Origin of the sequence: Bacillus sp. DB-2 (assembly GCF_003315125.1) — a bacterium.
Classification (GTDB): Bacteria; Bacillota; Bacilli; order Bacillales; family Bacillaceae_G; genus Bacillus_A; species Bacillus_A mycoides.
Genome location: NZ_QNRN01000003.1, coordinates 86,806 through 113,435, shown reverse-complemented (window position 1 = coordinate 113,435; position 26,630 = coordinate 86,806). Strand labels below are relative to the sequence as shown.

Annotated in this window: 24 protein-coding genes, 1 pseudogene and 1 riboswitch; of the genes and pseudogenes, 9 read left to right on the top strand and 16 right to left on the bottom strand. The window is 34.7% G+C overall.

What is annotated here, in order from left to right; genetic code table 11:
• Positions 1-6: 6 nt before the first annotated feature.
• From DET63_RS06060 to DET63_RS06050, 3 genes are all read right to left on the bottom strand, one after another.
• The gene (locus DET63_RS06060) at positions 7-1,302 is read right to left on the bottom strand and encodes a homoserine dehydrogenase (protein WP_113936154.1); all 1,296 of its coding nucleotides are present in this window, start codon (positions 1,300-1,302) and stop codon (positions 7-9) included.
• Between the two features lie 137 nt (positions 1,303-1,439).
• Positions 1,440-2,345: a homoserine O-acetyltransferase MetA gene (metA, locus tag DET63_RS06055; RefSeq protein WP_113936153.1), complete on the bottom strand. Its 906-nt coding sequence runs from the start codon at positions 2,343-2,345 to the stop codon at positions 1,440-1,442.
• A complete protein-coding gene (locus tag DET63_RS06050) occupies positions 2,329-3,627 on the bottom strand; it encodes a bifunctional O-acetylhomoserine aminocarboxypropyltransferase/cysteine synthase (RefSeq protein ID WP_113936152.1) in 1,299 nt (432 codons plus the stop codon). The genes metA and DET63_RS06050 overlap by 17 nt, the downstream gene beginning before the upstream one ends.
• 235 nt (positions 3,628-3,862) lie before the next feature.
• Positions 3,863-3,967: riboswitch (SAM riboswitch) on the bottom strand.
• Positions 3,968-4,283: 316 nt separating this feature from the next.
• Here DET63_RS06050 and DET63_RS06040 point away from each other — a divergent pair.
• On the top strand, positions 4,284-5,513 hold the full coding sequence (locus DET63_RS06040) for a chloride channel protein (protein WP_113936151.1): 1,230 nt from the start codon (positions 4,284-4,286) through the stop codon (positions 5,511-5,513).
• Positions 5,514-5,556: 43 nt separating this feature from the next.
• On the opposite strand, the gene DET63_RS06035 is transcribed toward DET63_RS06040, so the two are convergent.
• The gene (locus tag DET63_RS06035; protein ID WP_113936150.1) at positions 5,557-6,252 is read right to left on the bottom strand and encodes a YjjG family noncanonical pyrimidine nucleotidase; all 696 of its coding nucleotides are present in this window, start codon (positions 6,250-6,252) and stop codon (positions 5,557-5,559) included.
• Between the two features lie 106 nt (positions 6,253-6,358).
• On the opposite strand from DET63_RS06035, the gene DET63_RS06030 reads away from it, so the two are divergent.
• On the top strand, positions 6,359-7,030 hold the full coding sequence (locus DET63_RS06030) for a transcriptional regulator YeiL (protein ID WP_113936149.1): 672 nt from the start codon (positions 6,359-6,361) through the stop codon (positions 7,028-7,030).
• A 57-nt stretch (positions 7,031-7,087) separates the two neighbouring features.
• On the opposite strand, the gene DET63_RS06025 is transcribed toward DET63_RS06030, so the two are convergent.
• The 3 genes from DET63_RS06025 to DET63_RS06015 all read right to left on the bottom strand — a co-directional run bounded on the left by DET63_RS06025 (position 7,088) and on the right by DET63_RS06015 (position 10,144).
• Positions 7,088-7,714 carry an FMN-dependent NADH-azoreductase gene (locus DET63_RS06025; protein ID WP_113936148.1) on the bottom strand — a complete coding sequence of 209 codons (627 nt, stop codon included), beginning with the start codon at positions 7,712-7,714 and terminating at the stop codon, positions 7,088-7,090.
• 190 nt (positions 7,715-7,904) lie between these two features.
• A complete protein-coding gene (locus DET63_RS06020; RefSeq protein WP_002016393.1) occupies positions 7,905-8,552 on the bottom strand; it encodes a response regulator in 648 nt (215 codons plus the stop codon).
• Between the two features lie 20 nt (positions 8,553-8,572).
• The gene (locus DET63_RS06015) at positions 8,573-10,144 is read right to left on the bottom strand and encodes a GAF domain-containing sensor histidine kinase (RefSeq protein WP_113936147.1); all 1,572 of its coding nucleotides are present in this window, start codon (positions 10,142-10,144) and stop codon (positions 8,573-8,575) included.
• A gap of 134 nt (positions 10,145-10,278) precedes the next feature.
• Here DET63_RS06015 and pdxK point away from each other — a divergent pair, with 134 nt between their 5' ends.
• Positions 10,279-11,103: a pyridoxine/pyridoxal/pyridoxamine kinase gene (gene pdxK, locus DET63_RS06010; RefSeq protein WP_002016397.1), complete on the top strand. Its 825-nt coding sequence runs from the start codon at positions 10,279-10,281 to the stop codon at positions 11,101-11,103.
• Positions 11,104-11,214: 111 nt separating this feature from the next.
• Here pdxK and DET63_RS06005 read toward each other — a convergent pair whose 3' ends face one another.
• The 8 genes from DET63_RS06005 to DET63_RS05965 form a co-directional block, all read right to left on the bottom strand.
• Entirely contained in the window at positions 11,215-12,270 is a 1,056-nt protein-coding gene (locus DET63_RS06005; protein WP_113936146.1) for a diguanylate cyclase, read from the bottom strand.
• A gap of 145 nt (positions 12,271-12,415) precedes the next feature.
• On the bottom strand, positions 12,416-12,619 hold the full coding sequence (locus DET63_RS06000) for a YbdD/YjiX family protein (protein WP_002130134.1): 204 nt from the start codon (positions 12,617-12,619) through the stop codon (positions 12,416-12,418).
• The gene (gene cstA, locus DET63_RS05995; RefSeq protein WP_113936145.1) at positions 12,612-14,687 is read right to left on the bottom strand and encodes a carbon starvation protein CstA; all 2,076 of its coding nucleotides are present in this window, start codon (positions 14,685-14,687) and stop codon (positions 12,612-12,614) included. The genes DET63_RS06000 and cstA overlap by 8 nt, the downstream gene beginning before the upstream one ends.
• Before the next feature lie 122 nt (positions 14,688-14,809).
• Positions 14,810-15,526 carry a LytR/AlgR family response regulator transcription factor gene (locus tag DET63_RS05990; RefSeq protein ID WP_002089871.1) on the bottom strand — a complete coding sequence of 239 codons (717 nt, stop codon included), beginning with the start codon at positions 15,524-15,526 and terminating at the stop codon, positions 14,810-14,812.
• Between the two features lie 208 nt (positions 15,527-15,734).
• Positions 15,735-16,934: an MFS transporter gene (locus DET63_RS05985; protein WP_002138953.1), complete on the bottom strand. Its 1,200-nt coding sequence runs from the start codon at positions 16,932-16,934 to the stop codon at positions 15,735-15,737.
• Between the two features lie 153 nt (positions 16,935-17,087).
• Positions 17,088-17,828 (bottom strand): WecB/TagA/CpsF family glycosyltransferase, encoded by a 741-nt coding sequence (locus DET63_RS05975; protein ID WP_088033866.1) that lies wholly within the window; start codon positions 17,826-17,828, stop codon positions 17,088-17,090.
• A gap of 21 nt (positions 17,829-17,849) precedes the next feature.
• Entirely contained in the window at positions 17,850-18,959 is a 1,110-nt protein-coding gene (locus DET63_RS05970; protein ID WP_088033868.1) for a glycosyltransferase family 4 protein, read from the bottom strand.
• 95 nt (positions 18,960-19,054) lie between these two features.
• Positions 19,055-20,527 (bottom strand): O-antigen ligase family protein, encoded by a 1,473-nt coding sequence (locus DET63_RS05965; protein ID WP_113936144.1) that lies wholly within the window; start codon positions 20,525-20,527, stop codon positions 19,055-19,057.
• A gap of 496 nt (positions 20,528-21,023) precedes the next feature.
• Here DET63_RS05965 and DET63_RS05960 point away from each other — a divergent pair, with 496 nt between their 5' ends.
• The 3 genes and pseudogenes from DET63_RS05960 to DET63_RS31010 all read left to right on the top strand — a co-directional run bounded on the left by DET63_RS05960 (position 21,024) and on the right by DET63_RS31010 (position 23,079).
• Entirely contained in the window at positions 21,024-21,656 is a 633-nt protein-coding gene (locus tag DET63_RS05960; RefSeq protein ID WP_000924380.1) for a trimeric intracellular cation channel family protein, read from the top strand.
• Between the two features lie 124 nt (positions 21,657-21,780).
• Positions 21,781-22,278: pseudogene (locus DET63_RS31015) on the top strand (protoglobin family protein); the annotation flags it as partial.
• Positions 22,279-22,377: 99 nt separating this feature from the next.
• Positions 22,378-23,079, top strand: a complete 702-nt coding sequence (locus DET63_RS31010; protein ID WP_002184479.1) for a methyl-accepting chemotaxis protein — start codon at positions 22,378-22,380, stop codon at positions 23,077-23,079.
• A gap of 67 nt (positions 23,080-23,146) precedes the next feature.
• On the opposite strand, the gene DET63_RS05950 is transcribed toward DET63_RS31010, so the two are convergent.
• Positions 23,147-24,454 (bottom strand): ArnT family glycosyltransferase, encoded by a 1,308-nt coding sequence (locus tag DET63_RS05950; RefSeq protein WP_113936142.1) that lies wholly within the window; start codon positions 24,452-24,454, stop codon positions 23,147-23,149.
• 298 nt (positions 24,455-24,752) lie between these two features.
• Here DET63_RS05950 and DET63_RS05945 point away from each other — a divergent pair, with 298 nt between their 5' ends.
• The 3 genes from DET63_RS05945 to DET63_RS05935 all read left to right on the top strand — a co-directional run bounded on the left by DET63_RS05945 (position 24,753) and on the right by DET63_RS05935 (position 26,566).
• Positions 24,753-25,265, top strand: coding sequence for an acyl-CoA thioesterase (locus tag DET63_RS05945; protein ID WP_002144630.1), 513 nt, complete (start codon positions 24,753-24,755; stop codon positions 25,263-25,265).
• A gap of 209 nt (positions 25,266-25,474) precedes the next feature.
• The gene (locus DET63_RS05940) at positions 25,475-26,203 is read left to right on the top strand and encodes a glycosyltransferase family 2 protein (protein WP_113936141.1); all 729 of its coding nucleotides are present in this window, start codon (positions 25,475-25,477) and stop codon (positions 26,201-26,203) included.
• Between the two features lie 6 nt (positions 26,204-26,209).
• The gene (locus DET63_RS05935) at positions 26,210-26,566 is read left to right on the top strand and encodes a DUF2304 domain-containing protein (protein ID WP_070145695.1); all 357 of its coding nucleotides are present in this window, start codon (positions 26,210-26,212) and stop codon (positions 26,564-26,566) included.
• Positions 26,567-26,630 lie beyond the last annotated feature (64 nt).

Genomic DNA, 26,630 nt, shown 5'->3' with positions numbered 1-26,630 from the left:
GAGATACTACTTAGCATCTCCTTCAATTCGATAATTTGCTTTCACACAATCTACTTCTTCATACGATTGCAATGTATGTAGAATGTACTCATAATCCGCAAGAGAAGCACGATGCGTTACAATTACTATTTCTGCTTTCCCTTTCTCTTCAAGTGGCATTTGAATAATCTTTTCAAAACTAACACCGCGCTCAGAGAACAATGATGTAATTTTTGCAAACACACCAATTTCGTCTTTCACATGAAGTCTTAAAAACTTTTTCACAATAATTTCATCTGGCTCTTTTAGTACCTTTTGATATTGCGGAACTACAGCACTATTTCCTGTTACACCTAACCTAATATTTTGCATTACAGCAACTAGATCAGAAACAACAGCTGTCGCTGTCGGTAAGCTTCCTGCTCCCGGGCCATAAAACATCGTTTCTCCTACCGCTTCACCATACACATACACAGCATTATATTCATTTTGCACTGCCGCAAGAGGGTGTGCATTTGGAAGTAAAGTTGGCTCAACTGTAACCTCTAATTTCTCGCCATCTCGCTTTGCAAGGCCAATTAATTTAATTGTATAGCCTAAGCTCTTACTATATTCAATATCTTCTGCTGTAATAGAAGTAATCCCTTTTACCTTCACATCTCCAAGCTCTACATTTGTAGAGAAACCGAGAGTAGCCAAAATCGTCATCTTTCTTGCTGCATCTAAACCTTCTACGTCTGATGTTGGATCTGCTTCTGCAAATCCAAGCTGCTGAGCTTCTTTTAACACGTCGTTATATGCTCTCCCTTCGTCTGACATTTTCGTCAAAATAAAATTTGTCGTTCCATTTACAATTCCCATTACTTTCGTAATAAGATCTGAAGAAAGTCCTTCTACGATGCTTCGTAAAATCGGAATTCCTCCCGCTACACTTGCTTCATAAAATAGATCAGCCTTATTATCCTTTGCTACCGCTAATAATTCCGCTCCGTGTAATGCCATTAAATCTTTATTTGCAGTCACAACGTGCTTCCCACTTTGTAAAGCTTGTAAAATATATGCTTTTGCATCATCAATGCCACCCATCACTTCGATGACAACATCAATATTTGGATTATCTAAAATTTCATTCACATTTTGTGTTAATAGAGTAGAAGGCACGTCGACCTCTCTCTCTTTCTCAATGTTTTGCACCAATACTTTCGTTACTTTCACTGGACAACCTACTTGGTGTATAAGTCGTTCTTGATGATCTGTAATAATACGAACTACACCACTACCAACTGTCCCAAGACCTAATAACCCCACTTGAATTTCTTTCATAATACTGTCCACCCCTCAAAAATTGTGTTTAGATGAATTATATAGACGAAAAATCTGAAAAACAATGAATTTAGAACATTCGGAAAAATAAAGGTTAATCTTTACAAGGAAAACGCTACCACGTGTTACACAATCATTTACAATACATAAGGGGTTTCTTGATACACGTAATAATTCAACCAATTAGAGAATAATAAATTCCCGTGACTCCTCCACCTAACAAGTGGCTTCTCATTTGGATTATTATGTTTAAAATAATTTTTTGGCACATCAATATTTAACCCTTTTTGGCAGTCCCGTTCGTATTCTTGCTTTAACGTATCACAACTGTATTCACTATGTCCGAGTGCGAAAACTTGCCTTCCATCTTGCCCAATAGCAAGATGAACACCTGCTTCTTCAGAATTGGCTAATAACGTTAATTCTTTCACCTTTTCAATATCACTCTCTCTTACTTCTGTATGACGAGAATGCGGAGCAAAAAACACTTCATCAAACCCTTGTAACAATTTCACATGTTGCTCGCGAACCTCATGTTCAAATACACCAAACATTTTTTCCGCAAGAGGATACTTCGGCACACCATAGTGATAATACAAACCTGCTTGTGCCCCCCAGCAAATATGAAGCGTAGATGTTACATTCGTTTTTGAATACTCCATAATACGTCCAAGCTCTTCCCAATAATCTACCTCTTCAAAAGAAAGAGTTTCAACTGGTGCTCCTGTAATAATGAGTCCATCAAATTTTTCATCCTCAATATCACGAAATGTTTTATAGAAGCTCGTTAAATGGTCCTGCGCTACATTGCGAGACAGATGCGATTCCATATGAAGTAAATGTACATCTAATTGCAACGGCGTATTTCCAATTAAACGAAGTAATTGCGCCTCTGTTTCTTGCTTTGTAGGCATTAAATTTAATATAGCAATTTTCAAAGCACGTATATCTTGTGTTACTGCTCGCTCCTTCGTCATTACAAAAATATTTTCCTTCTGCAATACTTTGCGAGCTGGTAAATCTTTATCAATTATGATCGGCATGTTGTTTGCCTCCGACTAGCGCCGCTTTTAAATCTGCAATAATATCAGAAACATCTTCTATACCGACCGATAAACGGATTAAATCAGATGTAACGCCAGCTAAACGCTGATTTTCTGCGCTTAATTGTCTGTGCGTCGTACTAGCAGGATGTATTACACAAGTTCTTGCGTCAGCTACATGCGTTACAAGAGTTGCAAGTTTTACATTTGCGATAAATTCTTTTGCTGCTTCTAATCCGCCTTTAATACCGAAAGTTAAAACTCCACTAGCACCTTTTTTCAAATATTTTTGTGCTAACGAGTAATTTTCATTACTATCTAACCCCGGATAATTCACCCATTCAATACGCTCATGATTAGCAAGCCACTTAGCAACTTCGAGAGCATTTTCACTATGACGCTCCATTCGTAAATGCAATGTTTCCAGGCCAATGTTGCTAATATATGCATTGAATGGGCTCATACAGTTTCCGTAGTCTCTTAATAATTGAACACGCGCTTTCACAATATACGCTGCTGCTCCAAAATTTTGAACATAGCTTACGCCGTGATAACTCGGATCAGGTTCGACAAGCTCAGGATATTTTCCATTTGTCCAATCGAAGTTCCCTCCGTCTATTACAATGCCGCCTAGAGAACTTGCATGGCCATCAATATATTTCGTTGTAGAATGGACAATGATATTTGCCCCATGTTCAAACGCCTGGCATAAATAAGGCGTCGCTAATGTATTATCAACGATAAAAGGTACTTCTAATTCTTTTGCTGCTGCTGAAAGTTCTTTGAAATTCAAAACGTTCATTGCTGGATTTCCTAACGACTCTGCATAAACGAGTTTTGTCTTATCATTGGCAAGTGCCACAATCTCATCTGCCGTTAAATTAGGATTAAAGAACGTAACATCGATGCCAAGCTTACGCAAACTCACTCCAAATAAATTAAACGTTCCTCCGTAAACAGTTGAAGAACAAAGTAAATGGTCTCCACTACTGCAAATATTTAAAACCGCAAGCATAATAGCTGCCTGCCCAGAAGCTGTTGCAACAGCCCCTACACCGCCTTCTAAATCCGATAACTTCTGCTCGAATGCAGCTAGAGTAGGATTTCCAATACGCGTATATATATATCCTTCTGCCTCTAAATTAAATAGTGCTGCTAAATCATCTGAAGTATCGTATTTATACGTTGTACTTTGATAAAGCGGCAAAACACGCGGCTCACCATTTTTTGGCGTATAGCCGCCTTGCACACAAATCGTTCCTTTCCCCCATGATTCTCCCATCTCTCATTCTCCTTTCTTTTATCCCGCTATTTGCGGTCAGTAAGACTCCCACCTCAAAATTCGGCGAATGCGAGGAAGTTAGGCGGGAGATAACTACCTGATTGGTGTGGGCTAATAATCCGCGGGGAGGGACAAAACCCCCACTGATTAAAGTTTCACTTTATGCAAAATAAAAAAACTGCCCCTTTCCTGAAAACAAGAAAGGAGCAGTTTGAAAACACGCTCTAAAGGATCTTTCTTATCTCTCAGGATTATTACCTGCAGGATTTGGCACAATTCCGTTATACGGCTGTTGCCAAGGTTTCATCGGGCCTGTCCCTCCACCTTTTCTTGATAAGACTATGCAATTACCGTTGATTTTATAGCAATAATTTCCTGATGTCAAATAGTTTTTCTGAATGTTCTAAATTAAATGCAAGGAATTTAATACAAACAATAAAAGAAATATATTCCATATTCATTTGAAAAAGACCTTTTAAAAACTCCAATCCATATATAGAATTAAATAAGTGGTTTAACCGCGTTGGTTTCAAATTTTCATGAGATCCCAATATATTGAATAAGCCACCCCCTCAAAAAGATACTATATATATATTCAATTCACACTAGCATATTTAATCCTTTCTACATGAAAATTTACATAACGGAGGTACAACATGACAAATAAAAAGGACATGCACCATATACTCGTCCTATATGGCATTCTTTTAGGCTCTATAGTCGGAGTCACGGTCTGGTCATTTTTAGTCACAATAAATATCGGAATTCACTTTATTTGGGGATACTTACCTACTCTTTTCTCTTCTCCCCCTTATTACACCATTTGTGTAACAATCATCGGTGGTATCCTCGTTGGTTTATCACAAAAACACTTCGGTACATATCCACGTCTTATGCCAGAAGTGATGGATGAATATAAAAAAACAGGTAGAATTGAATACCGTTTTGTACATAAAGCTACTTTAACTGCAATTATCGTTTTAATATTTGGAGCTAGTTTAGGACCAGAAGCTGCACTTGTTGGAATTATCGGTGGACTTTGTACATGGGTAGGAGATCGCTTTAAATTTGCTTTAAAGGGAATGAATGAACTAACAGAGGTTGGAATTGGTGCCACTTTAAGTGTTATTTTTAATGCACCATTATTCGGTTATTTAGCTCCGAATGAAAATGAGGGTGAACAAATTAATGAATTTTCGAAAGGAAAAAAAGCAATTGTATATTTAGCTACCACTTTTGCCGGTTTTTCCGTTTACTTATTGCTTAGTAAACTCGATAATCGTGGATCCTTTATTGTTGATTTTGGGGAAGGGTCTCTTGCTCTTAATGAATGGATCGCCTTTCTACCACTTGCTAGCATTGGTGCTATAGTTGGTTTCTTTTATTTCAAATTAGAATTCACATTAGAGAAATTAATCCACCCCTTCAAAGAATACAAGGTATCACTTGGAATTATAGGCGGTATTTTATTAGGAATTACAGGAACTTTTCTTCCTTACACGTTGTTCTCAGGGGAACATCAATTAAAAGATTTAGTCGTTGAATGGAGCCATTTATCCTTCTGGGTACTACTTCTTTCAGGAATTTTAAAATTATGTATTACTGCCGTTTGTTTAAATACGGGTTGGCGCGGCGGACATATTTTCCCAATTATATTTACTGGATCAAGTATCGGATATGCTATAGCTTCTATTATCCCTATAGATCCAATAGCTTCTGTAGCCATCGTCACGACAGCTATTTCAAGCTATGCATTAAGAAAACCAATAGCTATAACATTACTATTACTCATGTTTTTCCCGCTCAATTTATTATTACCGATGCTCGGGGCAGCCGCGATTGGGAATGCATTTCCGCTTCCTAAACATAACGAAACTACAAATTAATAAAAATAGGCAGTGGGGACAAAAGTTCCACTGCCTATTCTTATTATACGTGCTGCTTTAATAGCGCGTGTAACTCTTCAAAACTATGCACTTCATATGTTGGCACAATCTCGCTATCATTTGATTTCTTTTCTGGATTAAACCAACAAGTATCAATTCCTGCTACATATCCACCTTTAATATCGGCACTTAACGAATCCCCAATAATGAGTCCTTCTTCAGAAGCGAAGTTAGGAATACGTTCAAAAACATATTCAAAATACTCTTTCATCGGCTTTTGGAATCCCGTATCTTCAGAAACAAAAATATCTTTAAACAATGAATGTAATCCTGCATTACGCAAACGTTTATCTTGCGTCTTAGAAATACCGTTTGTCACTATATATAAATCATACTCACTTTGAATTTGATTTATAAATTCAAACGCACCTTGGATTAGTTGGTTTCCTTCTTCTAAGTAGCTGCGATAATTATTTTCGAATAATATCCCATCTACTTCTTCCTCGTACTCTTTAAACAAAATCGAAAATCGTGTATTTACGACTTCATCACGATTTATTTCACCTTCTTCAAAAGCATCCCAAAGGCTTTTATTAATTTTTTTATACTGCGCTTCAACCTCGCTAGTTAAAGGAATCCCTTTCTCTTCAAAGAGCATACGTAACGCCACTTTCTCTGCCTTCTGAAAATCTAACAATGTATCATCTACATCAAATAGCAATGTTTTATATTTTTTCATAAACCCCTCACACTCTCTTTTCTACAAAAACAAATTTACATAAATCGTATCATTCTTCCTTGTAAAAATAATAGGAGATATCTCATACTAAACATGAGGTGAAAACATGAAAGTCAGTAAAAATAGCGAAGAAATCTCTCATTACATGCAAATTTATAACTTCCATACTCTTTTTTCTTTTGATGTCTTACCGTATGCTGAACTACATTCTTTTCAAAAGAAAGAAAGGATATGTAAGGAGGGAATCGACCTCCCTTATCTCTATTACTTAATTTCCGGGAAAGCCAAAATATATATGAGCCATAAAAATGGGAAAGTTTCTTTAATTAATTTTATTCAAGCACCTTCATTCATTGGGGAATTAGGATTAATTGGCGTAGAATCTGTTACGAAAGCGGTTGAGGTGATTGAAGATTGTATTTGCCTAGCGCTTCCTCTTAAAGATTGTCAGCATCTTTTATTGCAAGATGCTACCTTTCTACAGAAACTATGCAAATTTATCGGCGAAAAAACAATTACCCGAACAGAAAGTTATGCCAAAAACAATAGTTATCCGTTCGAAAATCAATTAGCGGCTTTTATTCTATTAACAGAACAAAATAACAGTTATACAGAAAAACATACTGAGGCTTCGGAATACTTAAATGTCAGCTACCGTCACCTTTTATATGTATTAAACCAGTTTTGCCAGCAAAACTACTTAAAAAAGGAAGGACGAACATATTATATACAAGATCGAAATCAATTAGAAAAACTTGCTGACGAGCTAAAAATATAAAAAACAGCATTAACATAAAAGTTAATGCTGTTTTTTGAGTGGCGATTATAATTTAAATTAAAATTTACTTGCTACTTTAGCCGCTTCTTCAAGACCTGCTGCAATGATCTCTTCTGCTTTATCTGGGAATTGGTTATGTCCTTCAATAACTACCGTTTCCATGTTTGTTGCACCGAAGAAGCCCATCATGCTCGCTACATATTTTACAGCCATTTCCATTTCAGCTGCTGGTCCTTCAGAATATACGCCGCCGCGTGCATTTAATAATGCAATCTTCTTATCTCCAATAAGCCCAACTGGACCTTCTGGTGTATATTTAAACGTTTTACCAGCACGGTTTAAATAATCAATATACGTGTGTAATACGGCCGGAATCGTTAAGTTCCATAATGGGAAACCGAAAACTACTTTATCAGCTTCTAAGAATTGATTTAAATACTTATCAGCAACTGCTACCACTTTTGCTTCTTCTTCTGTTAAATCAAATCCTCTACCTGCTTTGAATGTACCATTAATCATATCTACGCCTACATATGGTAATTCTTCTTTATATAAATCAAGTTCTACCACTGTATCATTTGGATGCGCTTCTTTATAGTTTTCTAAAAATGCCTCGTATAATTTCACACTAACTGCTTGTTCCGCTGGGCGGTTGTTTGCTTTTACAAATAAAACTGTTGCCATTGTTTTTCCTCCTACTACTCACTCTTATGTTGTTATATATTACTTACGAAAAAGGGTACTCCCTTATAATTATTGTTGCTTACAAATACATTTTATCTTTATATCAAGACAATTACGTCCTCACATAGACGTATTTTTCCATAAAAAAAGTCCACCTTCTAAAGGCGAACTAGGTCTTACGACTTTTGTCTTATACGATTCCATTTTTCACTGCATATAATGCTGCTTGTGTGCGATCGGATAAATGTAACTTACTCAAAATACTACTCATATGAGCTTTTACCGTTTTTTCTGTAATAACTAAAACAGAAGCAATTTCTTTATTACTCATCCCTTTCGCCAATAACTGCAATACTTCATTTTCTCTCGCCGTTAATACATCCACTTGAACCGAAGGTTCTTCTTCTTTCTCTTCCTGTGGTAATGTTTGAGAAAGAAGGGCATTTGCTATATCTGGATGTAATTGAATATTACCTTTATACGCGCTTCGAATAGCTTCAACAAGCTGATCTGGTTCAATATCTTTTAAAATATAACCGCTCGCCCCAGCTTTTAGTGCCGGCAATACATGAGCTTGATCAGAAAAACTAGTCAATACAATTACTTTCACGTTTGGATATTCTTTTTTAATACAAGCTGTTGCCTCAATTCCATCCATCTCAGGCATATATAAATCCATTAATACGACATCTGGACTCGTTTCGCCTACTTTCACTAGCGCCTCTTTCCCATTGTTTGCTTCACCAACTAATTCAAAATCTTCCTGTGTGCTTAGAAAAAATGCTAATCCTTTTAAAACAACTGTATGATCATCAACTAACAATACTTTTATTTTCACAAACTTCCCTCATTTTCACATCATAATGGTACATTTACTTTTATACTCGTTCGTTTCTTACTACTTACAATTTTAATTGTTCCACCAACTAATTCTACTCTTTCACGCATCGTAGTCATACCGAGTGATTTCTTCTCTTTTATATCCTTTTCTACAAACCCATTTCCTTGATCGACTATTTCTAATGATACATTTTTCTCCGTCACTTTGAAATAAATCGTCGCTTCTCTTACATTCGCATGCTTACTTACGTTATTTAAAGCTTCTTGTCCAATTCGCCATAGCGCTTCTTCTACTACACGCGGCAAATCACGTACACCTGTAACTTGCTCCCGAATTTTCAATCCTAAACTTTCACCATATTGCTTTAAAGCTGGTAATAACCCTTTCTCTAATCCAGCTGGACGGAGCTGCCAAATTAATGTCCTCATTTCCTTTAAGGCACCTTGTGCTAATTCACGCATCTCATACAAAGACTGATCTACCTTTTCATTTTGACCCTTTAAGACAGCTTCAGCGCCTTTCGTCATAAACGTTAATGAAAACAACTTTTGTGAAACAGAATCATGTAAATCTCTAGCTAAACGATTACGCTCTTCCATTCGTACAAGTTCGCGGCGTTTTTCATTTAATCTTAAGTTCTCTATCATTAATGAAATATGATTTGCTAACGCTTGTACTACATCTATCGTATTTATATCAAATTCTCCATTATTAGAACTTACACTTAATACTCCAAATATATGATCTTGAATATGTATCGGAATAGCGATAACTGCCCTATTGGGATGTTCTATATTACCAACCTGACGCTTCAACAAAACAGATTCTTCTTTTTCCAACGCTTCCTGTGCTGCTGCCCTCAAATCATCTTGTAGTTCACCTTTCTTATAAGAAGCTCTCACAGCTAGTTCATTTTCTTCTCTAATAAAGAATACAACTTGCTCCCATAGAAATAAGCTCCCTATTTGCATTACAATCTCTTCTGGTAATGCATTAAATTTATGAATTGTCCTTAAAGCTTGAATAAAGCGTTCTAACTTTACATAATAATGAGCTCTTCTCTTTTCATTTTCATACAGTTTTGTACGCTTTAATGCCGTTCCAATTTGAAAGGCAACTGATTGTAATAGTACTAATTCTTCTTCCGAAAAATGCGTTTTACCTGGGCTAGCTACATTTAACACGCCAAATTCATCTTCTCCCGCTTTTAGCGGTACTGTCGCATGATGTACAATCCCTTCTGTATCTCCCCAGTTGTATTCAATCGCATTATTAATTCTCTTACATTCAATAATATTAACTGCTCGCTCTAGTTTTCCTTCCACAAAGCGGTGTAAGCACCAGCAATTCCCCTCACACATCGGTCGTTTATTTTCGAATTTCAATCCCTCTGGTAATTGGTAATCAATTAATTTTGTATATCTACCATTTTCATCCGCAAGGAAAATCCATCCTGTCGTTAAACCAGTTACATTCAACAGCTTTTCCAGCACAGCTTGAAGTACGTGATATGTATCATTTGAGGTATTCAACGTTTCTGCAATCTCTTTTAATATAACTAATTCATTTGTACGATTCTCTTGAAACATAATTCGTCTCCTACATACAAGATTTTAAATAGTACTTAACATAAATCATCTACTTTTCACTTTGTACTTATTCGTAACATTGATATAATGGTGAAAACATAGTTTTCATTATATCACTTGAGGGGGCTTTCATAATGACATTAAATAAGGCACTTACTATCGCTGGTTCTGACACAAGTGGCGGTGCTGGTATACAAGCAGATTTAAAAACATTCCAAGAACTTGGTGTATACGGAATGACATCCCTTACGACAATCGTAACGATGGATCCACATAACGGCTGGGCACATAACGTATTCCCAATCCCAGCTTCTACATTAAAACCACAATTAGAAACGACAATTGAAGGCGTTGGCGTAGATGCTTTAAAAACGGGTATGCTTGGATCAGTAGAAATTATCGAAATGGTTGCGGAAACAATTGAAAAGCACAATTTCGAAAATGTAGTAGTTGATCCTGTTATGGTATGTAAAGGAGCGGATGAAGCGTTACATCCTGAAACAAATGACTGCTTACGTGACGTTCTTGTTCCAAAGGCATTAGTCGTAACGCCTAACTTATTTGAAGCATATCAATTAAGTGGTGTGAAAATTAATTCTCTTGAGGACATGAAAGAAGCTGCAAAAAAAATCCATGCTTTAGGCGCTAAATACGTACTGATTAAAGGTGGTAGCAAACTAGGTACAGAAACTGCTATTGATGTGTTATATGACGGCGAAACATTCGATCTTCTAGAATCAGAAAAGATTGATACGACAAATACACACGGTGCAGGTTGTACATATTCTGCTGCAATTACAGCAGAACTTGCAAAAGGAAAAACGGTGAAAGAAGCAGTAAAAACTGCGAAAGAATTCATCACAGCTGCAATTCGTCATTCATTTAAGATTAACGAATATGTAGGACCAACACATCACGGTGCATACCGCAAATTCGTTGCACCGAAAGAACTTGTCTAACATAAAGCTTTTTATTAATAAATTTAAAAATAGATTAAAACCCACAGAACATTTATTGTTCTGTGGGTTTTAATTACTTTACAGAAATGTTTTAAAGTACTCCCCAAATTCCTATGATGCTGAACTAACCTTGTTTCTACCATTTCTTTTTGAATAATATAACGCATCATCCGCTGATTGAATAAATTGCTCAGGTGATTTTTTATATTCTGAAAGCCCAACAGAAACTGTAATTTTAATTTTTTCCCCATTTTGCAGTTGAAATGAATGCTTTTCAACTGCTAGTCGAATTTGTTCCCCTATACAAGTTCCAAATGCTATCATTTTTTTCGGTAACAACAGAGCAAACTCTTCGCCACCCTTTCGAAAGACTAAATTTGGGAATGGTGCATTTTCTAACAAAATACGCCCTAGTTGTTTTAACACTTCATCTCCAGCAGGATGACCGTACGTATCATTTACATACTTAAAGTGATCAATATCTATAAGTAATAAACAAAGTGAATCATTTTTCATATGCTTGCTACCAATATGACGATTCATCTCGAAATCAAACTGTCTTACATTTCCTAGATTCGTTAATGCATCTATCGTTGCATAATGCTTCATCGTTTGAAATAATTCATTGGATTGCAATACGTAACTTGCACTTACAAATGTGATGTATGCTGCTACAATACAACAAATAAAATATAATACCACTACAGATACATCCTTAAATAAAATAGACAGTGGTAATATTAAAATAGACAAGCTATACACATTAAGCCATATCCACTTTGTAAATATAGAAATTTTCATCCGCCAAATGAAGACAATACCAATTCCGGTTACTATGATGGTATAGCAAGCCAACTCAGAGGCTAAAGAGTAATCAGTAAAAAGTAGCCGAGTTATTAAAATGATAGCAACTGTTATACTACTGGCTATCGGCCCCCCAATTATAACTGCCAAAATAACTGCCAAGTAACGTAAATCCAACAGACTATCTTCAATATGTACACCAAAATGCATTAATAATACACCTAATATCCCAGTAAAAATACCTACTACACATTTTTGCCAAACAGCGAATCCCTCTTTTAACGGCTTATCTCTTAAAAGCTGACCACCTACAAAGATAAAGGAAAGAATAATTGTCATATTTACAAATAGATCTCTGAACATAAAATAATCTCCCTACTTTTTCTTTTCCATCTATCCCTTTCCATATGTTATTGTATTACGAAATCCCTATAATTCCCAAACTTTTTTATTTTGTTGTTCCACGTGGAACAACAAAATAAAAAGGGACGAAATTTCGCCCCTTCCATTAACAACATCGTGATATTTTTCCGCCTTTTGCATTAAATCTAGCTTCTTGTGCCTCAGCAAAAAATTGCTTTTGACATAAAATTTTCTCTTCTGGATGATTTATTTTCATGTGATTTACATACGTTTCATAACTTGGAACTCCGACAAGTAAACTAATAAATTGCTTTCTCTTTCCCCATACGTTCCGTAAATTTTTAAGCATAGTTCCTCGACTCACTTTCATCTTTTGGAATATATGGTGCCTCTTTTAACGGCATTGGCTTATTTCTTAATACTTGAATCCAAATTCGAATTGCAGAAATTAATACAGCAATTACAACTATCATAAAAATTCCACAAAGTGCCGCATCAATATAGTCATTAAAAATAATTTGTTTCATTTGCGCAACATTTTTAGCTGGAGCTAATATCTTACCATCATCTAATGCTCCCTGAAACACTTTCGCATGTGATAGAAATCCTATTTTAGGATTTTCATGAAATAACTTTTGATAACCAGCTGTCATCGTTACAATAAGTAATCCTATAGTCGGAATAAGCGTTACCCAAACGTATGCCTTTTTCCCCATTTTGAATAAAATTGTCGTTCCAAGTAATAGTGCAATCCCCGCTAACATTTGATTTGCAATACCGAAAAGTGGCCATAGCGTATTAATTCCACCGAGAGGGTCAACCACCCCTTGATATAAGAAGTACCCCCAGCCTAATACACATAACGTTGTAGCAACCACATTCGCTATTGTGGAATCTGTTTTCGCAAACGGCTTGTACACATGCCCTAAAATATCTTGAATCATAAATCGTCCTACACGTGTTCCAGCATCAATCGTTGTTAAAATAAATAGTGCTTCAAAAAGAATGGCAAAATGGTACCAAAATGCCATCATCGCCGTTCCACCTATTACTTGTGAAAATATATGTGCCATACCAATTGCTAATGTTGGTGCGCCACCTGTACGTGATAAAATGGTCTGTTCTCCAACGTTAACAGCAAGTTCTTTTAGTTCATTCGGTGTAATAGCAAATCCCCACGAAGAAATAACTTGAGCCGCTTGTGATACATCTGTTCCGATCAGTGCTGCTGGACTATTAATTGCAAAATAAGTTCCTGGTGTTAATACACAAGCTGCAATCATAGCCATCGCTGCTACAAATGATTCCATTAACATTGCCCCATAACCAATTGGTTGTGCATGACCTTCTTGCTCAATCATTTTCGGCGTAGTACCTGATGAAACGAGAGCGTGGAATCCAGAGACAGCACCGCAAGCTATTGTAATAAATAAGAACGGAAATAAATTCCCGGAGAAGACGGGGCCTGTTCCATCAATAAACTTAGATACTGCCGGCATCTTCAAATCTGGAGCTACAATTAAAATACCAATTGCTAATCCAAGTATCGTTCCTATTTTTAAAAATGTACTTAAATAATCACGTGGTGCAAGGAGCATCCAAACTGGTAATGCCGATGCAATGAATCCATATACGATAAGCATAATAGCAATTGTTTCACCACTAAAAGTAAACATACTTGCAAGCGTTGGATTTTCTGCTACATACTGTCCACCAATAAGCGATAGGACTAGTAGAACAATACCGATTACTGATCCTTCCCCTACTCGCCCTGGTCTAATGTAACGCATGTAAACTCCCATTAAAATAGCAATTGGAATTGTTGCTGCGATTGTAAACATTCCCCATGGGCTTCCAACAAGTGCCTTCACAACTACTAAAGCTAATACTGCTAATAAAATTATCATAATACCTAAAATACCAATCATCGCAATTAATCCTGTAACAGGACCAATTTCATCTTTAATCATTTCTCCTAATGATTTACCATTACGTCTCATTGAAGCAAATAAAATTACAAAATCTTGTACAGCTCCGGCAATAACTACCCCAACAATAATCCAAATAGTCCCAGGTAAATACCCCATCTGCGCCGCCAAAATTGGTCCTACTAAAGGACCTGCCCCTGCAATCGCAGCGAAGTGATGTCCGAATAAAACCCATTTATTTGTTGGAACATAATCCTTCCCATCATTTAACGTATGAGCAGGCGTTTGCCTATTATTATCTAGGCCAAAAACTTTCCTTGCTATAAATCTACTATAAAAGCGATAAGCAATCGCATACACTGATACAGCAGCAACTAATAGCCATACAGCATTAATTGTCTCACCTTGTGATAAAGCTATTACACCAAAAGCAGATGCTCCTACTGCTGCAATAACTCCCCAAAGTAAAATTGATTTCAATGTTTTCACGTACAATCCCCCCATTACTACTTCTTAGAGGAGATTGTACTAAATTTTCTGAATATTTAATTTGAATCCTCCTTATCATGAAGGATTTCTAGGCTATTATGTTAAAATTCTCTCATTACTTGTCATAGCTCAATTTTATTTCGAAGCCGTTTTACATAATTACGGCTTACTGGAATCGGTTGCTCATCGTACCTGTCTAAATGCAAATTATACGTGCCATTATAATAAGGTTTAAGTTCTTGTACATATGACATATTAATTAAATAGCTTTTATGTACACGTAAAAAATCATATGCATTTAGTTTATTTTCTAATTCCTGGAGTGTGTATGTTGAAATATACTGATTATTCGTTGTATAAATTGAAACTGTTTTGTTTTCCTTATTTTTACTAATATATACAATATCCTCCGGGAGAATATATCTAATCCCCTCATGGCCTTCTATCGGCAGTTTACGCAGATGACTCTTTGCTTTCTCACCTTGTTCTTTTCCCATTTTATATAAAATGAATTGTAAATCTTCTTCACGAAATGGTCGTAATAAATAATAAAACGCTTGGAAACGAAAAGCTGTAATTGCCTCTTCTATATCCTCACCAATAAAAATAAATTTCGTATAACAATTCACTTCTCGTAACAAACTCGAATATTCAAAACCAGTACCATCCATTAATTGCGAATTTAAAAAAACAAAATCAGGTGTATGTTTTTTCATTATTAGCAAAGATTCTGTTCCAGTTTTCGCCTCAAAACATTCTACATTTCGAATGTTTTCAGTAAAGTTCTCAACTAATTTTCTTCGCTCTTCTGTTTCTTCCATGATAAGTAAGATTTTCATTTATCCAGCCACCTAATTCCTTTGTCCATATGTCTTGTTGTATACATTCGCTTTAGTAAGAAACATTCCCTTTTTCTTACTATACCATTATTTATCTAAAAAAACAGAAAAAAGGAAACCACTTTGGTTCCCCTTTTCTTTTATCCCGATTGGTGCGGGCTAATAATCAGTGGTTGATGGACAAAACACCACTGATTAAGGTTTCTCTTTATACTAATTCCCTCTGTTTCGTTTCTTGACCAAGTATAACTACAGCAAGTGCCCCAATTAAAATTGATCCACAGAAAATCGTAAATATTAGCGATAGTGAAGCTTGTGAAGCAACTAAATACCCTACTAATAGTGGTCCAAGAATACCACCAATACGCCCAAATGCAGCTGCCATTCCTGCACCTGTACCGCGAATAGTTGTTGGATACTGTTCCGGTGTATAAGCGTATAATGCACCCCAAGCACCTAAATTAAAGAAGGATAGTAACATACCCGCCACTATTAATGCTGTTAATGAATCCGCAATTCCGAACACATAAGCACTACATGCTGTACCAATTAAATACGTAACCAATACAAATTTACGACCAAGACGTTCAATAAACCATGCAGCTGTGAAATATCCTGGAAGTTGAGCTAAAGTCATAATGAGTACGTACTGAAAACTTTTTATTAAACTAAAGCCTTTCAGTACCATTACACTAGGTAACCAAAGGAACATTCCATAATAGGAAAAGACCACACAAAACCATAGAATCCATAACATAATTGTTGCTTTACGATATTCTCCAGACCAAACCGATTTTATATTTTCAATAACAGATGGCCTTTTTGCAACCTTTTGAAACCTTGGAGAATCGGGTAAATTCCATCTTAAATATAAAGCATATAACGCTGGAACTGCACTTATTACCATAGCAACTTCCCAACCGTATTTAGGAATAACAAAATATGAGATAAGAGCTGCGATTAACCAACCACCAGCCCAAAAGCTTTCTAATAGTACAACTATTTTTCCACGTTCGTGCGCTTCAACACTTTCTGATACAAGAGTAGATGCAACTGGAAGTTCCCCGCCAAGTCCCATACCAATTAAAAAGCGTAAAACGAGGAACATCGCGAATGTCGTCGTTAAAGCAGTTAAACCACTACCGATAGAAAATAGTAATAATGTAATAATAAAGACTGATTTCCGTCCTATTTTATCTGATAGTATCCCAAAAAGGAGCGCTCCTACTGCCATACCAATTGAATTAACGCTGCCTATCCAACCCATTTCTTGAGTACTTAATCCCCAATCTTTTTGGAGTGCTACGATTACAAATGAAAGCATTCCAACATCCATTGCATCAAATAGCCAGCCAAGCCCTGCTATACCCAGTAGCTTTCGCTTCGAAATTTCTTTTACCTTGCTCACAAGAAGTCCTCCTTACACAGGTGTCTTTACACATCATTTTACATGTGTGTATTGCATAAGTAAAATAATTTCTTATAAAAAATTCTCCTTCATCATTCCCAAAAGTAAAATGTTTATCAAAAATAAACAAATAAAAAAAGTAGCGATATTCCGCTACTTTTTTGAACGCATTACTTCTTTTAAAAATTCAGCTAATACTAGCTGACGACGCCAACGTGTTGGATTACTACATAATCTGTAAAACCACTCTAAATGAATAGATTGAATCCATTTTGGCGCACGCTTTACCTCTCCAGCCCACACATCTAAACTACCGCCTACTCCAACAGCCATTTTCGTTTCTAAACGATGCTTATTGTTTTGGATAAAGTTTTCTTGTCTTGGAAAGCCAAGTGCAACAAGTAATAGATCTGGTTTTGCCTCTTGAATACGTGAAACAATATTCTCTTCTTCTTCTTGTTTAAAATATCCATCTTGTATCCCCACGATAGATGCAGCCGAATATGTCTTCGTTAAATGATCAGCCGCGGCTTGTACAACATGTGGTTTTGCACCTAATAAGAAAACAGATACTGGTTTATTCTCTTCTGATAACTTCGCAAATAAATTACACATTAAATCAAAACCTGCTACACGTTCTTTTACAGGTGTACCAAGCATACCACTTGCTTTTACAACCCCAATACCATCAGGTGTAATTAAATCGGTATTTAGTAATGTTTTATGGAATTTTTCATCCTTTTTTGCACACATAACAATTTCAGGGTTTGCTGTTACTACCTGAAAAGTATGAGTTTGCTCCAATTCTAGTTGTTCCTTTAAATATTGGACCGTTTCATCCATTGTCATTGTTGAGAAAGGAACACCTAGAATATCAACCGTTTGTACTGCCATATTTAACTATCCTCTCTATCATTAAAGGTTTTTTGCTATTAATTGCTTATATGTTTCTTTCGTATCTTCATATAATTTTTGAAGTGAGAAGTTCATAGTAGCATGCTCATAAATATGCTTGCCCATTACTGATAACTCTCCAGTTTTCCACTTATCATACGCCTCTTCTAATGCCGATGCCAATGCTTTTCCATCACCAGTTGGTACAATCCACCCATAAGTTTCATCTGCAATTAATGGTTCGATTTCTCCAGCTCTAGTCACAATTGATGGTACACGTTGATTTGCCGCTTCTAATAAAACTAATGGAAATCCTTCGCTATGGGAAGTTAACAAATTGACATGTGATGAAGCAAATAATTGTTTCACATCTTGACGATGCCCTAAAAATTCAACTTTATCATTAATCCCTTTTTCAGTAGCTAACGCCTTTAGTTCTCTTTCTAACGGCCCGTCACCAACTAATAACACTTTAATTTTCTCCAATTTTGTTTGTTGTAACGCATCGAATAAAACTTCATGTCCTTTAACAGGATGCAAACGCGCTACTTGGATTGCCGTAAACACATCTTCATCAATATTAAACATTTCCTTTTTATTATAGCCATCTGCTTTTTCCTGATCATATTCAATCCCGTTATAGATAACATGCATCTTTTCATTTGAAATACCTAATGCGGCTAAGCTTTTTTTCAACCTATTCGTTACAACAAAAAATAAATCTATATTTTTTAAAGCTTTCAAATTTAATTTAGTAAAAATCCAGCCTTTTAAGCCTTGTTTAGTAAAGTCTTGAAATGGATCACTATGAATTGTCGTTACCCATTTTGCCGCGAATTTCTTTTTCATTAAAGAAACAAAGAAATTTGCCCTAGGACCGTGTGTATGAACTACATCAAATTTTTCTTTATTAATGAATTCACTTATGTTTTTTAAAATGGATAAATCATAGCGAGATTTTTGTGAAAACACATGAACTTTTATCCCTAGCTCTCTTGCTTCTTTCGCAACAATTCCATCTTCAAATACTGCTAATTCTACTTCACCATTCGGAAATTGATCGAGCAGTGAAATAATATGTGTTTTTCCTCCACCATCTTCTGCTCCTGCATTCATATGCAATATCCTCATATTTTTTCCTCCTTTAAATCCTCGCTACATTTCCATCTATCTTTATTTTACTGTACTAAAAAATAAAAGCTAACAAAAGTTAGCTTTTATTTTTATCATTCAATTTCTAAATCTACGATTAGATAAGCTAACACCACTACAAAGTAAATCCCTACTCCTGGTGCTGTCAAAATATGTCCTGCAATATATGCAATACCTAATGCTAATACTAAGCTTGCTGTAATCATTCCATATTTCACATTAAATATTTCCTTAAATCTTGTAACAAATGCTAGTAGGATTCTTACGCCGTAATAAATAAATGGAATCATCATTAACGCAAAACCAATAATTCCGAAATCATAAAACCAATCATGGAAGTCCATTTCGATTAGCTTCGGATCTGGCTGCTTTTGTTCATTATATTTATAGTTACCTGCATAACCCATTCCTAATAACTTTTGTGACGTTGGCGCTTCTTTAAAGAACTGCTTATGTCTCTCTTCATATACTTGACGTCCACTGAAAATAAGATTCTCTTGATTTTCTTTCTTTTGCTCTTTCTCAAGCTCTTTCTTAACTTCAGCTTCTACCTTCGCCTTTTCTTCTGGTTTCTCAACTTTATGTTGTTTTTCTTCTTTTTCTTTAATTTCTTGTTCTTTTTTCAGTTTATCTTTAATTTCTTGTTCTTTTTGACCGTGCTGTGCTACATTTTGTTCTGCTAAATAGTTATTATGAATGCCCATATTTTGTGCTAATGGCGTCATTTTAAATGTTCCAACTACACCAGCTAATAGGACAATCGCAATTAATGCATTAAGTGTAAGAGATTTTTTGTTCGGATTTCTTCTATCAAATAATAATTGTAGTACAATAATCCCGATTGCTGCCGCTAATGTAGCACCAATTGAGCCCATTCCTACTTTCGTACCAACTTGAATTAAAGAGTAAATCATTAGAAGCGATGGAATCCAATATAAAACGTGCTTCACGCTCTTTGTTTTTTGAATAGAATATAATACCACAATAGGGAAAATAATAGCTAAGATTGACCCTAGTTCATTACCTGCATAGAACCATCCTCGGGAACCAACCTTCATCCACTCATAACTTCCAAAGTCTGTAGAAGTTGTAATAGAAATAACCATAATAGCATTAATAATTAATGTTGAATACACAATGTTATTTCTAACTTTATCGCTAATATTTACTGTCTTCTTCAGTGATTTTAAAGCTAAAATGTATGAAACAAGCATAATATATATATACAATGCTTTTCCAATGAATTTAACCTCTTCTGCGATTACAATAGGACTCTTGATTAACTTATTATTAATAAATCCTATTCCTAATATAGCTCCTAGTAATACAAGATAAATCAAAAACTTCCTATTTTCTCTTTCTTTTGCCTGAATTAAAATATAAATACCACCCATTGCCATAATGAGGAATCTTACCATAATTCCAACTGTCGCATTTACTTTTAATAACTCAATGCTAAGAGACGTTAATAAATCTAAAACAGGCTGTAAAATAATAAAAATGAGCAAAAAATGCTCAAATCTAACCCTAGCTTGATTTGCTAACATTCCAAGACCTCCATACAAAATCTTCACATTATCTTTTAATCATAGTTTTCTACTGTTTAAACATACCTAGCAATTATAACATAACTCATATTTAAATTGAGAACTATTTTTCATGCCGAAACTAGTCAAATCCAGCATTATTAGTAACCGAAAACATTGTCTTTTAGCTATCCTTCCCTATCCCTATAAAAACTATCTAACACATATACACTTATTTTCGACCGTACAGAAATATTTTTTTATCATTTTATACAAATGTACAAAACGGACTTCTCCTATTGTACCATCCCTCTAACTAAGCTACATCAAAAAAACTATGCAATGAATCTTCCCACACTTTTTCACTTTACTTTATCGCTACTTATCAAGCATTTTCAAACGCTTTCTTTAGCTATTTCATCCATTTTTCTACATGTAGCGAAAAGTAATTGTTATTTCCAAAACTTTAGTGTATATTTTTTCTCTGGAACATCTTTAAGAGGAAGGAATTAAAGCCATGTTATTAATCGATATATTTACGTTTCTTGGCATTATCGCCGCTGCCATTTCTGGTACATTAGTTGGTTTGAAAAAAGATCTAGATTTATTTGGTGTCCTTTGTTTAGCTGTAGCTACTGCGCTCGGCGGCGGTATTATTCGTGATATTATGATTGGTAACCTGCCTCCTGTCGCATTTGTAAAACCCATTTACTTTTTCGTAAGTGTACTATCAGCATTATTCACATGTATGTTTTTTGAGCGCATTAATAAACTTCAAGTCGTTATTATGCTTTCTGATGCTGTTGGTTTAGGTGTATTTACAGCTATTGGTGCAAATGCAGCAATGTCACATCACGTTGACGCCTCGTTTTTAGTCGTTTCAATGGGAGTTATTACAGGTATTGGGGGCGGTATTTTACGCGACATTTGCGCTCAAGATATCCCGTATGTATTCCGAAAAGAAATATATGCAATTGCTTCTATTTTAGGAGCAGTTAGTTTCCTAATTACACATGCAATGGGGGCACACGTCTTAGCTTTCTATGTTTGTTTATTAATAACATTCGTTATTCGTGTAGTCACCGTAATATATAATGTACATTTCCCAGTTTTCTTTAAAACACATGCAAAAATTAATAAAGGCCATTAAGAGAATTCTGCATAGAATTCTCTTAATTTATATACAATTCCATATACTATAGAGTAATTGTATATAAAAATATATAATTACATTAGAATAAAAAAATGAAAACGTTTTATAAACAGGGGGAAGAATGATGCTTGGGGTTTTTAAAAAAAATAAAACAAACACCAGTATAATTGAATTAAGCAAAGGCCAACAAATCATATTTAACGTGCCTGCTAATTCTGAACTAAAAACTCAAATGGATATGCTACATATTTCAAAGGAAGATTTACAAATTGTTAAAGTATTACAGCCATTTATTTATGAGGAAATAGATTGGATAACAGAAAAATTCTACACCAACATCACAAAACAACCTAATTTAATTGCTGTTATTGAACGCTACAGCTCTATTCCAAAATTAAAACAAACTTTAAAGACACATATTAAAGAATTGTTCAGCGGGAATATGAATGAAGATTTTATTGAACAACGTGTTAGAATTGCAAAAAGGCACGTACAAATTGGTTTACATAGAAAATGGTATACCGCTGCTTATCAAGAATTATTTCGCTCCGTCATAAAGATTTTGCAAACGAAAATTTCAACGATAGACGATTTTTCTTATTCTATAAACGTAATAAATAAATTATTAACATTAGAACAAGAACTCGTTATTGCAGCTTATGAATCCGAATATGAAAGAATCCAAAAAGAACATGAAAAAGAAAAAGAACTGACAGCTATGACGATTACACATATTGCAACAGAACTAGCAGCAGTATCTGAAAAAACAAGCTCTTCTATTCAACAGTTAACATCTAAATCAGAAAGTATCGTAGGAATTGCAAAAACAGGTACATCATTAGCTACGACATCAGAAGAAAAGGCCAATAAAGGAAAAGAACAATTAAATCTGCAAAACAAACGAATGGAAAGCATCCAAACGAATATGGAAACTATCATTACTGATACTCATGAGCTTCTTGATATTTCTAACAAAATTAACGAAATCATTGATATTGTAAAATCAATCGCCGAGCAAACAAATTTACTAGCATTAAATGCTGCTATTGAATCTGCACGTGCTGGCGAATTTGGTAAAGGTTTTTCAGTCGTAGCGGGAGAAATCCGAAAGTTATCAGAGCAAACGAAAGAATCAATTTCCAACGTTACAAAACTCGTTGAAAAAACTAATGAACAAATTATACACGTCTCTTCTTCCGTGGAACAAATAAGCTCTCTCGTATCTGAAGGGACAGATAGTATGCATGCGACAGATCAATATTTCCAAGAAATCGTAAAAGATATGTCTAACTCTAAAGAACAAAATAAAAAAATTGAAAATGAATTAGAGACTATCTCACAAGTAATGAAGAGTATTCAAGACGATTCCTCAACAATGGCCTTAACAGCGGATAATTTACAACTAGAACTAAACCGATAAGACGAATCTCCACTTTGCATTCATCCTTATCATCCATCTACAAAAAAAGAATCCAAAATGGATTCTTTTATTTTCTGAAAAATATTTTTTGGCAATAAAAATAACTCATATAAACGCCAAAGCTTTGTAAAATAAACAAAGCTGGCATACTAATATTATAATATGCCATATCTACTCGGAAGAGCCTTAACGACACATATCCGGTAATTAATAATACAAACAACATATATCCTTCATTTTGTTGTTTCTTGATTAGAAAATGTAATAAAGCTATGGCCATAAACAATGTCACCACTATATATATAAGCTTTTCACTTTTAAATAGAATAGAGTTTGTTCCCTCATCTGAAAATTTGTTAATAACCGGTTTTAAGGGTTTAAATCTTTCTTCTTCAATTTCTTTCAACTCTTGATCAATATGCTCTTTTACACTTTGATTTTTGAATATTTTTTCTTCACTTTTTCCAATTAAAACAGTTTGAACATAAGTCTCATTAGAAATTGTATACTGTGACATTCCCATCATCTTGATACCATAACTCACACCAAAATGAGTACTATAAAATACAATAAGGAGTCCTATCATTTTTAATAGTAATTTTTGTTTCGCCCCTGATTGAAACACTTCAATTAACAGCACATATGCAGCTATAAAAATAGGTAAAAATAACCCCATCGGGAAAATCATATTGCTAAGCGCAAATAAAATGGCTGAAATTACCCACATATAAGGATGGTCTAATCCCTTATATAAAAATATGTAACAAGCACAATAAAATAAAAATATTGCGAGCGATTCCGCCGTTAATACAGAACTCATAAATATATTTGGAATATATAAAGCGTAAAACATTGATGCAATACGACCACACTCTTCTCCAAAGACCATTGACGCAATGCGATAAATGAAAAATGCAGTTCCTGTACAAAATAAAATATTAAATAATTGTAAAGCGAATACCGTATCACCAAATATACGAATGATGATCGATTCATAAATAATAAAAGGTAACTGTGCTATATTTTCTATATTATTGCCAATTGCAATCTGCTTTGCAGACTCATACATAGCTTTCATATCGCCTATCATCGGACTGTCTACAAATAGAACTGTAATCAGTCTTGCAACTATAGATATGCTTATAAGAAAAATAAGAAATTGCTTATCTGTAAAACGATATTGCAAAATCGATGCTATTAACAAAATAAGAATAATAAAAATCACTAATACGATTGTAATACTTGTTGTACTTCCTCCAAAAAATTGCTTACTTGTTTCAAAAGCCGACCAACAACTATAAACAAAAAATGCGAGTATCGTACCAATCATTATTTTACTAAAGAAAGAAGAAAAATTTGTTCTTATATGATTCATATGTCCATTGCACCTCTATTTCCATTCATAACAAAACGATTCTATCATGAATAGGCACAAGGTTAACAGGGAATTTCTATGACAAATACATGGTCATTACTTTTCACTTGCAATGTAAGCGAATCCTCTTTTACACTACATTTTAGATAAAATAAATTTTCTTTCAGTTACATGAATACAAATACAGAAGTTTAACTAATCATCTTTTAGAATACACTTTACTTCATTAAGTATCTAATATGAGTATTCCACTTACACATTTCATTCTGATTGAAAACAGACTATAGGGGCTGAATATATGGAAAAGAAATTCATGCGAGAATCAAAAGCAATTAAAACAACACGTGTTTTTCCGAACGATTTAAATAATCACCAAACACTTTTCGGGGGAAAATTATTAGCAGAAATTGATAGTATTGCTTCAATTGCAGCTGCGAGACATAGCCGCAAACATTGCGTAACAGCATCTATCGATTCCGTTGATTTTTTAACTCCAATTCACCAAGCAGATTCTGTTTGTTATGAAGCATTTGTATGTTATACAGGGAAATCTTCAATGGAAGTTTTCGTAAAAGTAATTGCAGAGAATTTATTAGCAGGCGAACGTAGAATTGCTGCTACTTGCTTCATTACATTTGTGGCAATAAAAGATGGAAAGCCTTCGTCCGTACCACAAGTACTCCCTGAAACTAAGGAAGAACATTGGTTACACACAACCGGTTTAGAACGCGCGGAAAATCGAAAAAAGGGACGTTTAAAAAGTAAAGAGATGGCTGAAGTTTTAACTTTAAGTAAACCTTGGAATATTTAACATAATCTTCTCATCATACATGCACGGGCTCTTCCTTGCATGTATTTTTTATTATAAAAAATACTATTTCTTGCCTTTATATTCAGTGGCCCCCTCCTAAAGTCACCCATTAGTTTTTCCTTTATTTCCTTATACTATTAATGGTATATTAAGTAAAGTTGTTTGAAAATAACCATAATGTGGTTAAATATGTAAGGAGTGGTGCGATAATGTCTATCGAGGTACCAATTTCAATACCAAAAACGTTAATTATTATTCCAGCATATAATGAGGAAGAAGCAATTGCAGATACATTAACAAGATTATTAGAATTAAAACAACATTTTACAAGATTAAGCATTTGCGTTATTAATGATGGTTCACAAGATAAAACAGCTCAAATCGTAAAAAATTTCCCTGTTCATCTTATTAATTTACCATATAATCTGGGCATCGGTTCAGCTGTACAAACTGGCTATAAATATGCATATGAGAATGGATATGATATTGCAATTCAGTTCGATGCTGATGGACAACATAATCCGGATGATTTATACAAAATTATACAGCCTATTGCTGAAGGCCAATGCGATATGGTGCTAGGTTCACGCTTTACAGAAAAAACAGCTTATAAAGGTAGTATTTCAAGAAGAATCGGTATTTTTTATTTTACCGCCCTATTGAAAGTGTTAACGAAACAAACATTTATGGATCCAACTTCTGGATATCGTGCTATCAATCGAGAAGTAATTAAGATTTTTGCACACAATTATCCAAAAGATTATCCAGAGCCAGAAGTCCTTATTCATTTAAAAAAGAAAAAACTTCGCATTAATGAGATATCTGTAAATATGCAAGAGCGACAAGGTGGACAATCTTCCATCACACCTCTTAAATCTGCATATTACATGGTTAAAGTAAGCCTTGCTATATTGATGCAAAAAATCGTGAAAGGTTGATAGTGAATGCATATAATTACCTTTTCATTCATCTTTATTTTGTTATTATTCTTCTTAATTATTAATTCTATTCGTCGCGGGACTTTAGAAACAAAATATGCTATTTTGTGGATTTTTGTTTGTGTTGCAATGGCTATTTTAAGTTCTACTGATAAAATTATAAATTGGATTGGAAAACTATTAAAAGTAGAATATCCACCATCCATTTTATTCTTATTTGGATTATTATTCTGTTTCATCTTAATTTTTGACCTAACAAGAAAAATTTCTAAGCTACACCATCAACTTGTAACATTAACGCAAGATTATGCATTATTAAAGCAAAAGTTAAACGTAACGCAAACTGAAACAGATAACGAATAATTTTTTCTATTTAAATACTAACATATACAAAAAGCCCCTTAATTCTTCTAAGAATCAAGGGGCT

Coding starts and splice junctions, on each gene's coding strand:
- DET63_RS06060 (WP_113936154.1), bottom strand. CDS start 1,302: ATGAAAGAAATTCAAGTGGGGTTATTAGGTCTTGGGACAGTTGGTAGT.
- metA (WP_113936153.1), bottom strand. CDS start 2,345: ATGCCGATCATAATTGATAAAGATTTACCAGCTCGCAAAGTATTGCAG.
- DET63_RS06050 (WP_113936152.1), bottom strand. CDS start 3,627: ATGGGAGAATCATGGGGGAAAGGAACGATTTGTGTGCAAGGCGGCTAT.
- DET63_RS06040 (WP_113936151.1), top strand. CDS start 4,284: ATGACAAATAAAAAGGACATGCACCATATACTCGTCCTATATGGCATT.
- DET63_RS06035 (WP_113936150.1), bottom strand. CDS start 6,252: ATGAAAAAATATAAAACATTGCTATTTGATGTAGATGATACATTGTTA.
- DET63_RS06030 (WP_113936149.1), top strand. CDS start 6,359: ATGAAAGTCAGTAAAAATAGCGAAGAAATCTCTCATTACATGCAAATT.
- DET63_RS06025 (WP_113936148.1), bottom strand. CDS start 7,714: ATGGCAACAGTTTTATTTGTAAAAGCAAACAACCGCCCAGCGGAACAA.
- DET63_RS06015 (WP_113936147.1), bottom strand. CDS start 10,144: ATGTTTCAAGAGAATCGTACAAATGAATTAGTTATATTAAAAGAGATT.
- pdxK (WP_002016397.1), top strand. CDS start 10,279: ATGACATTAAATAAGGCACTTACTATCGCTGGTTCTGACACAAGTGGC.
- DET63_RS06005 (WP_113936146.1), bottom strand. CDS start 12,270: ATGTTCAGAGATCTATTTGTAAATATGACAATTATTCTTTCCTTTATC.
- DET63_RS06000 (WP_002130134.1), bottom strand. CDS start 12,619: ATGCTTAAAAATTTACGGAACGTATGGGGAAAGAGAAAGCAATTTATT.
- DET63_RS05990 (WP_002089871.1), bottom strand. CDS start 15,526: ATGAAAATCTTACTTATCATGGAAGAAACAGAAGAGCGAAGAAAATTA.
- DET63_RS05975 (WP_088033866.1), bottom strand. CDS start 17,828: ATGGCAGTACAAACGGTTGATATTCTAGGTGTTCCTTTCTCAACAATG.
- DET63_RS05970 (WP_088033868.1), bottom strand. CDS start 18,959: ATGAGGATATTGCATATGAATGCAGGAGCAGAAGATGGTGGAGGAAAA.
- DET63_RS05965 (WP_113936144.1), bottom strand. CDS start 20,527: ATGTTAGCAAATCAAGCTAGGGTTAGATTTGAGCATTTTTTGCTCATT.
- DET63_RS05960 (WP_000924380.1), top strand. CDS start 21,024: ATGTTATTAATCGATATATTTACGTTTCTTGGCATTATCGCCGCTGCC.
- DET63_RS31010 (WP_002184479.1), top strand. CDS start 22,378: ATGACGATTACACATATTGCAACAGAACTAGCAGCAGTATCTGAAAAA.
- DET63_RS05950 (WP_113936142.1), bottom strand. CDS start 24,454: ATGAATCATATAAGAACAAATTTTTCTTCTTTCTTTAGTAAAATAATG.
- DET63_RS05945 (WP_002144630.1), top strand. CDS start 24,753: ATGGAAAAGAAATTCATGCGAGAATCAAAAGCAATTAAAACAACACGT.
- DET63_RS05940 (WP_113936141.1), top strand. CDS start 25,475: ATGTCTATCGAGGTACCAATTTCAATACCAAAAACGTTAATTATTATT.
- DET63_RS05935 (WP_070145695.1), top strand. CDS start 26,210: ATGCATATAATTACCTTTTCATTCATCTTTATTTTGTTATTATTCTTC.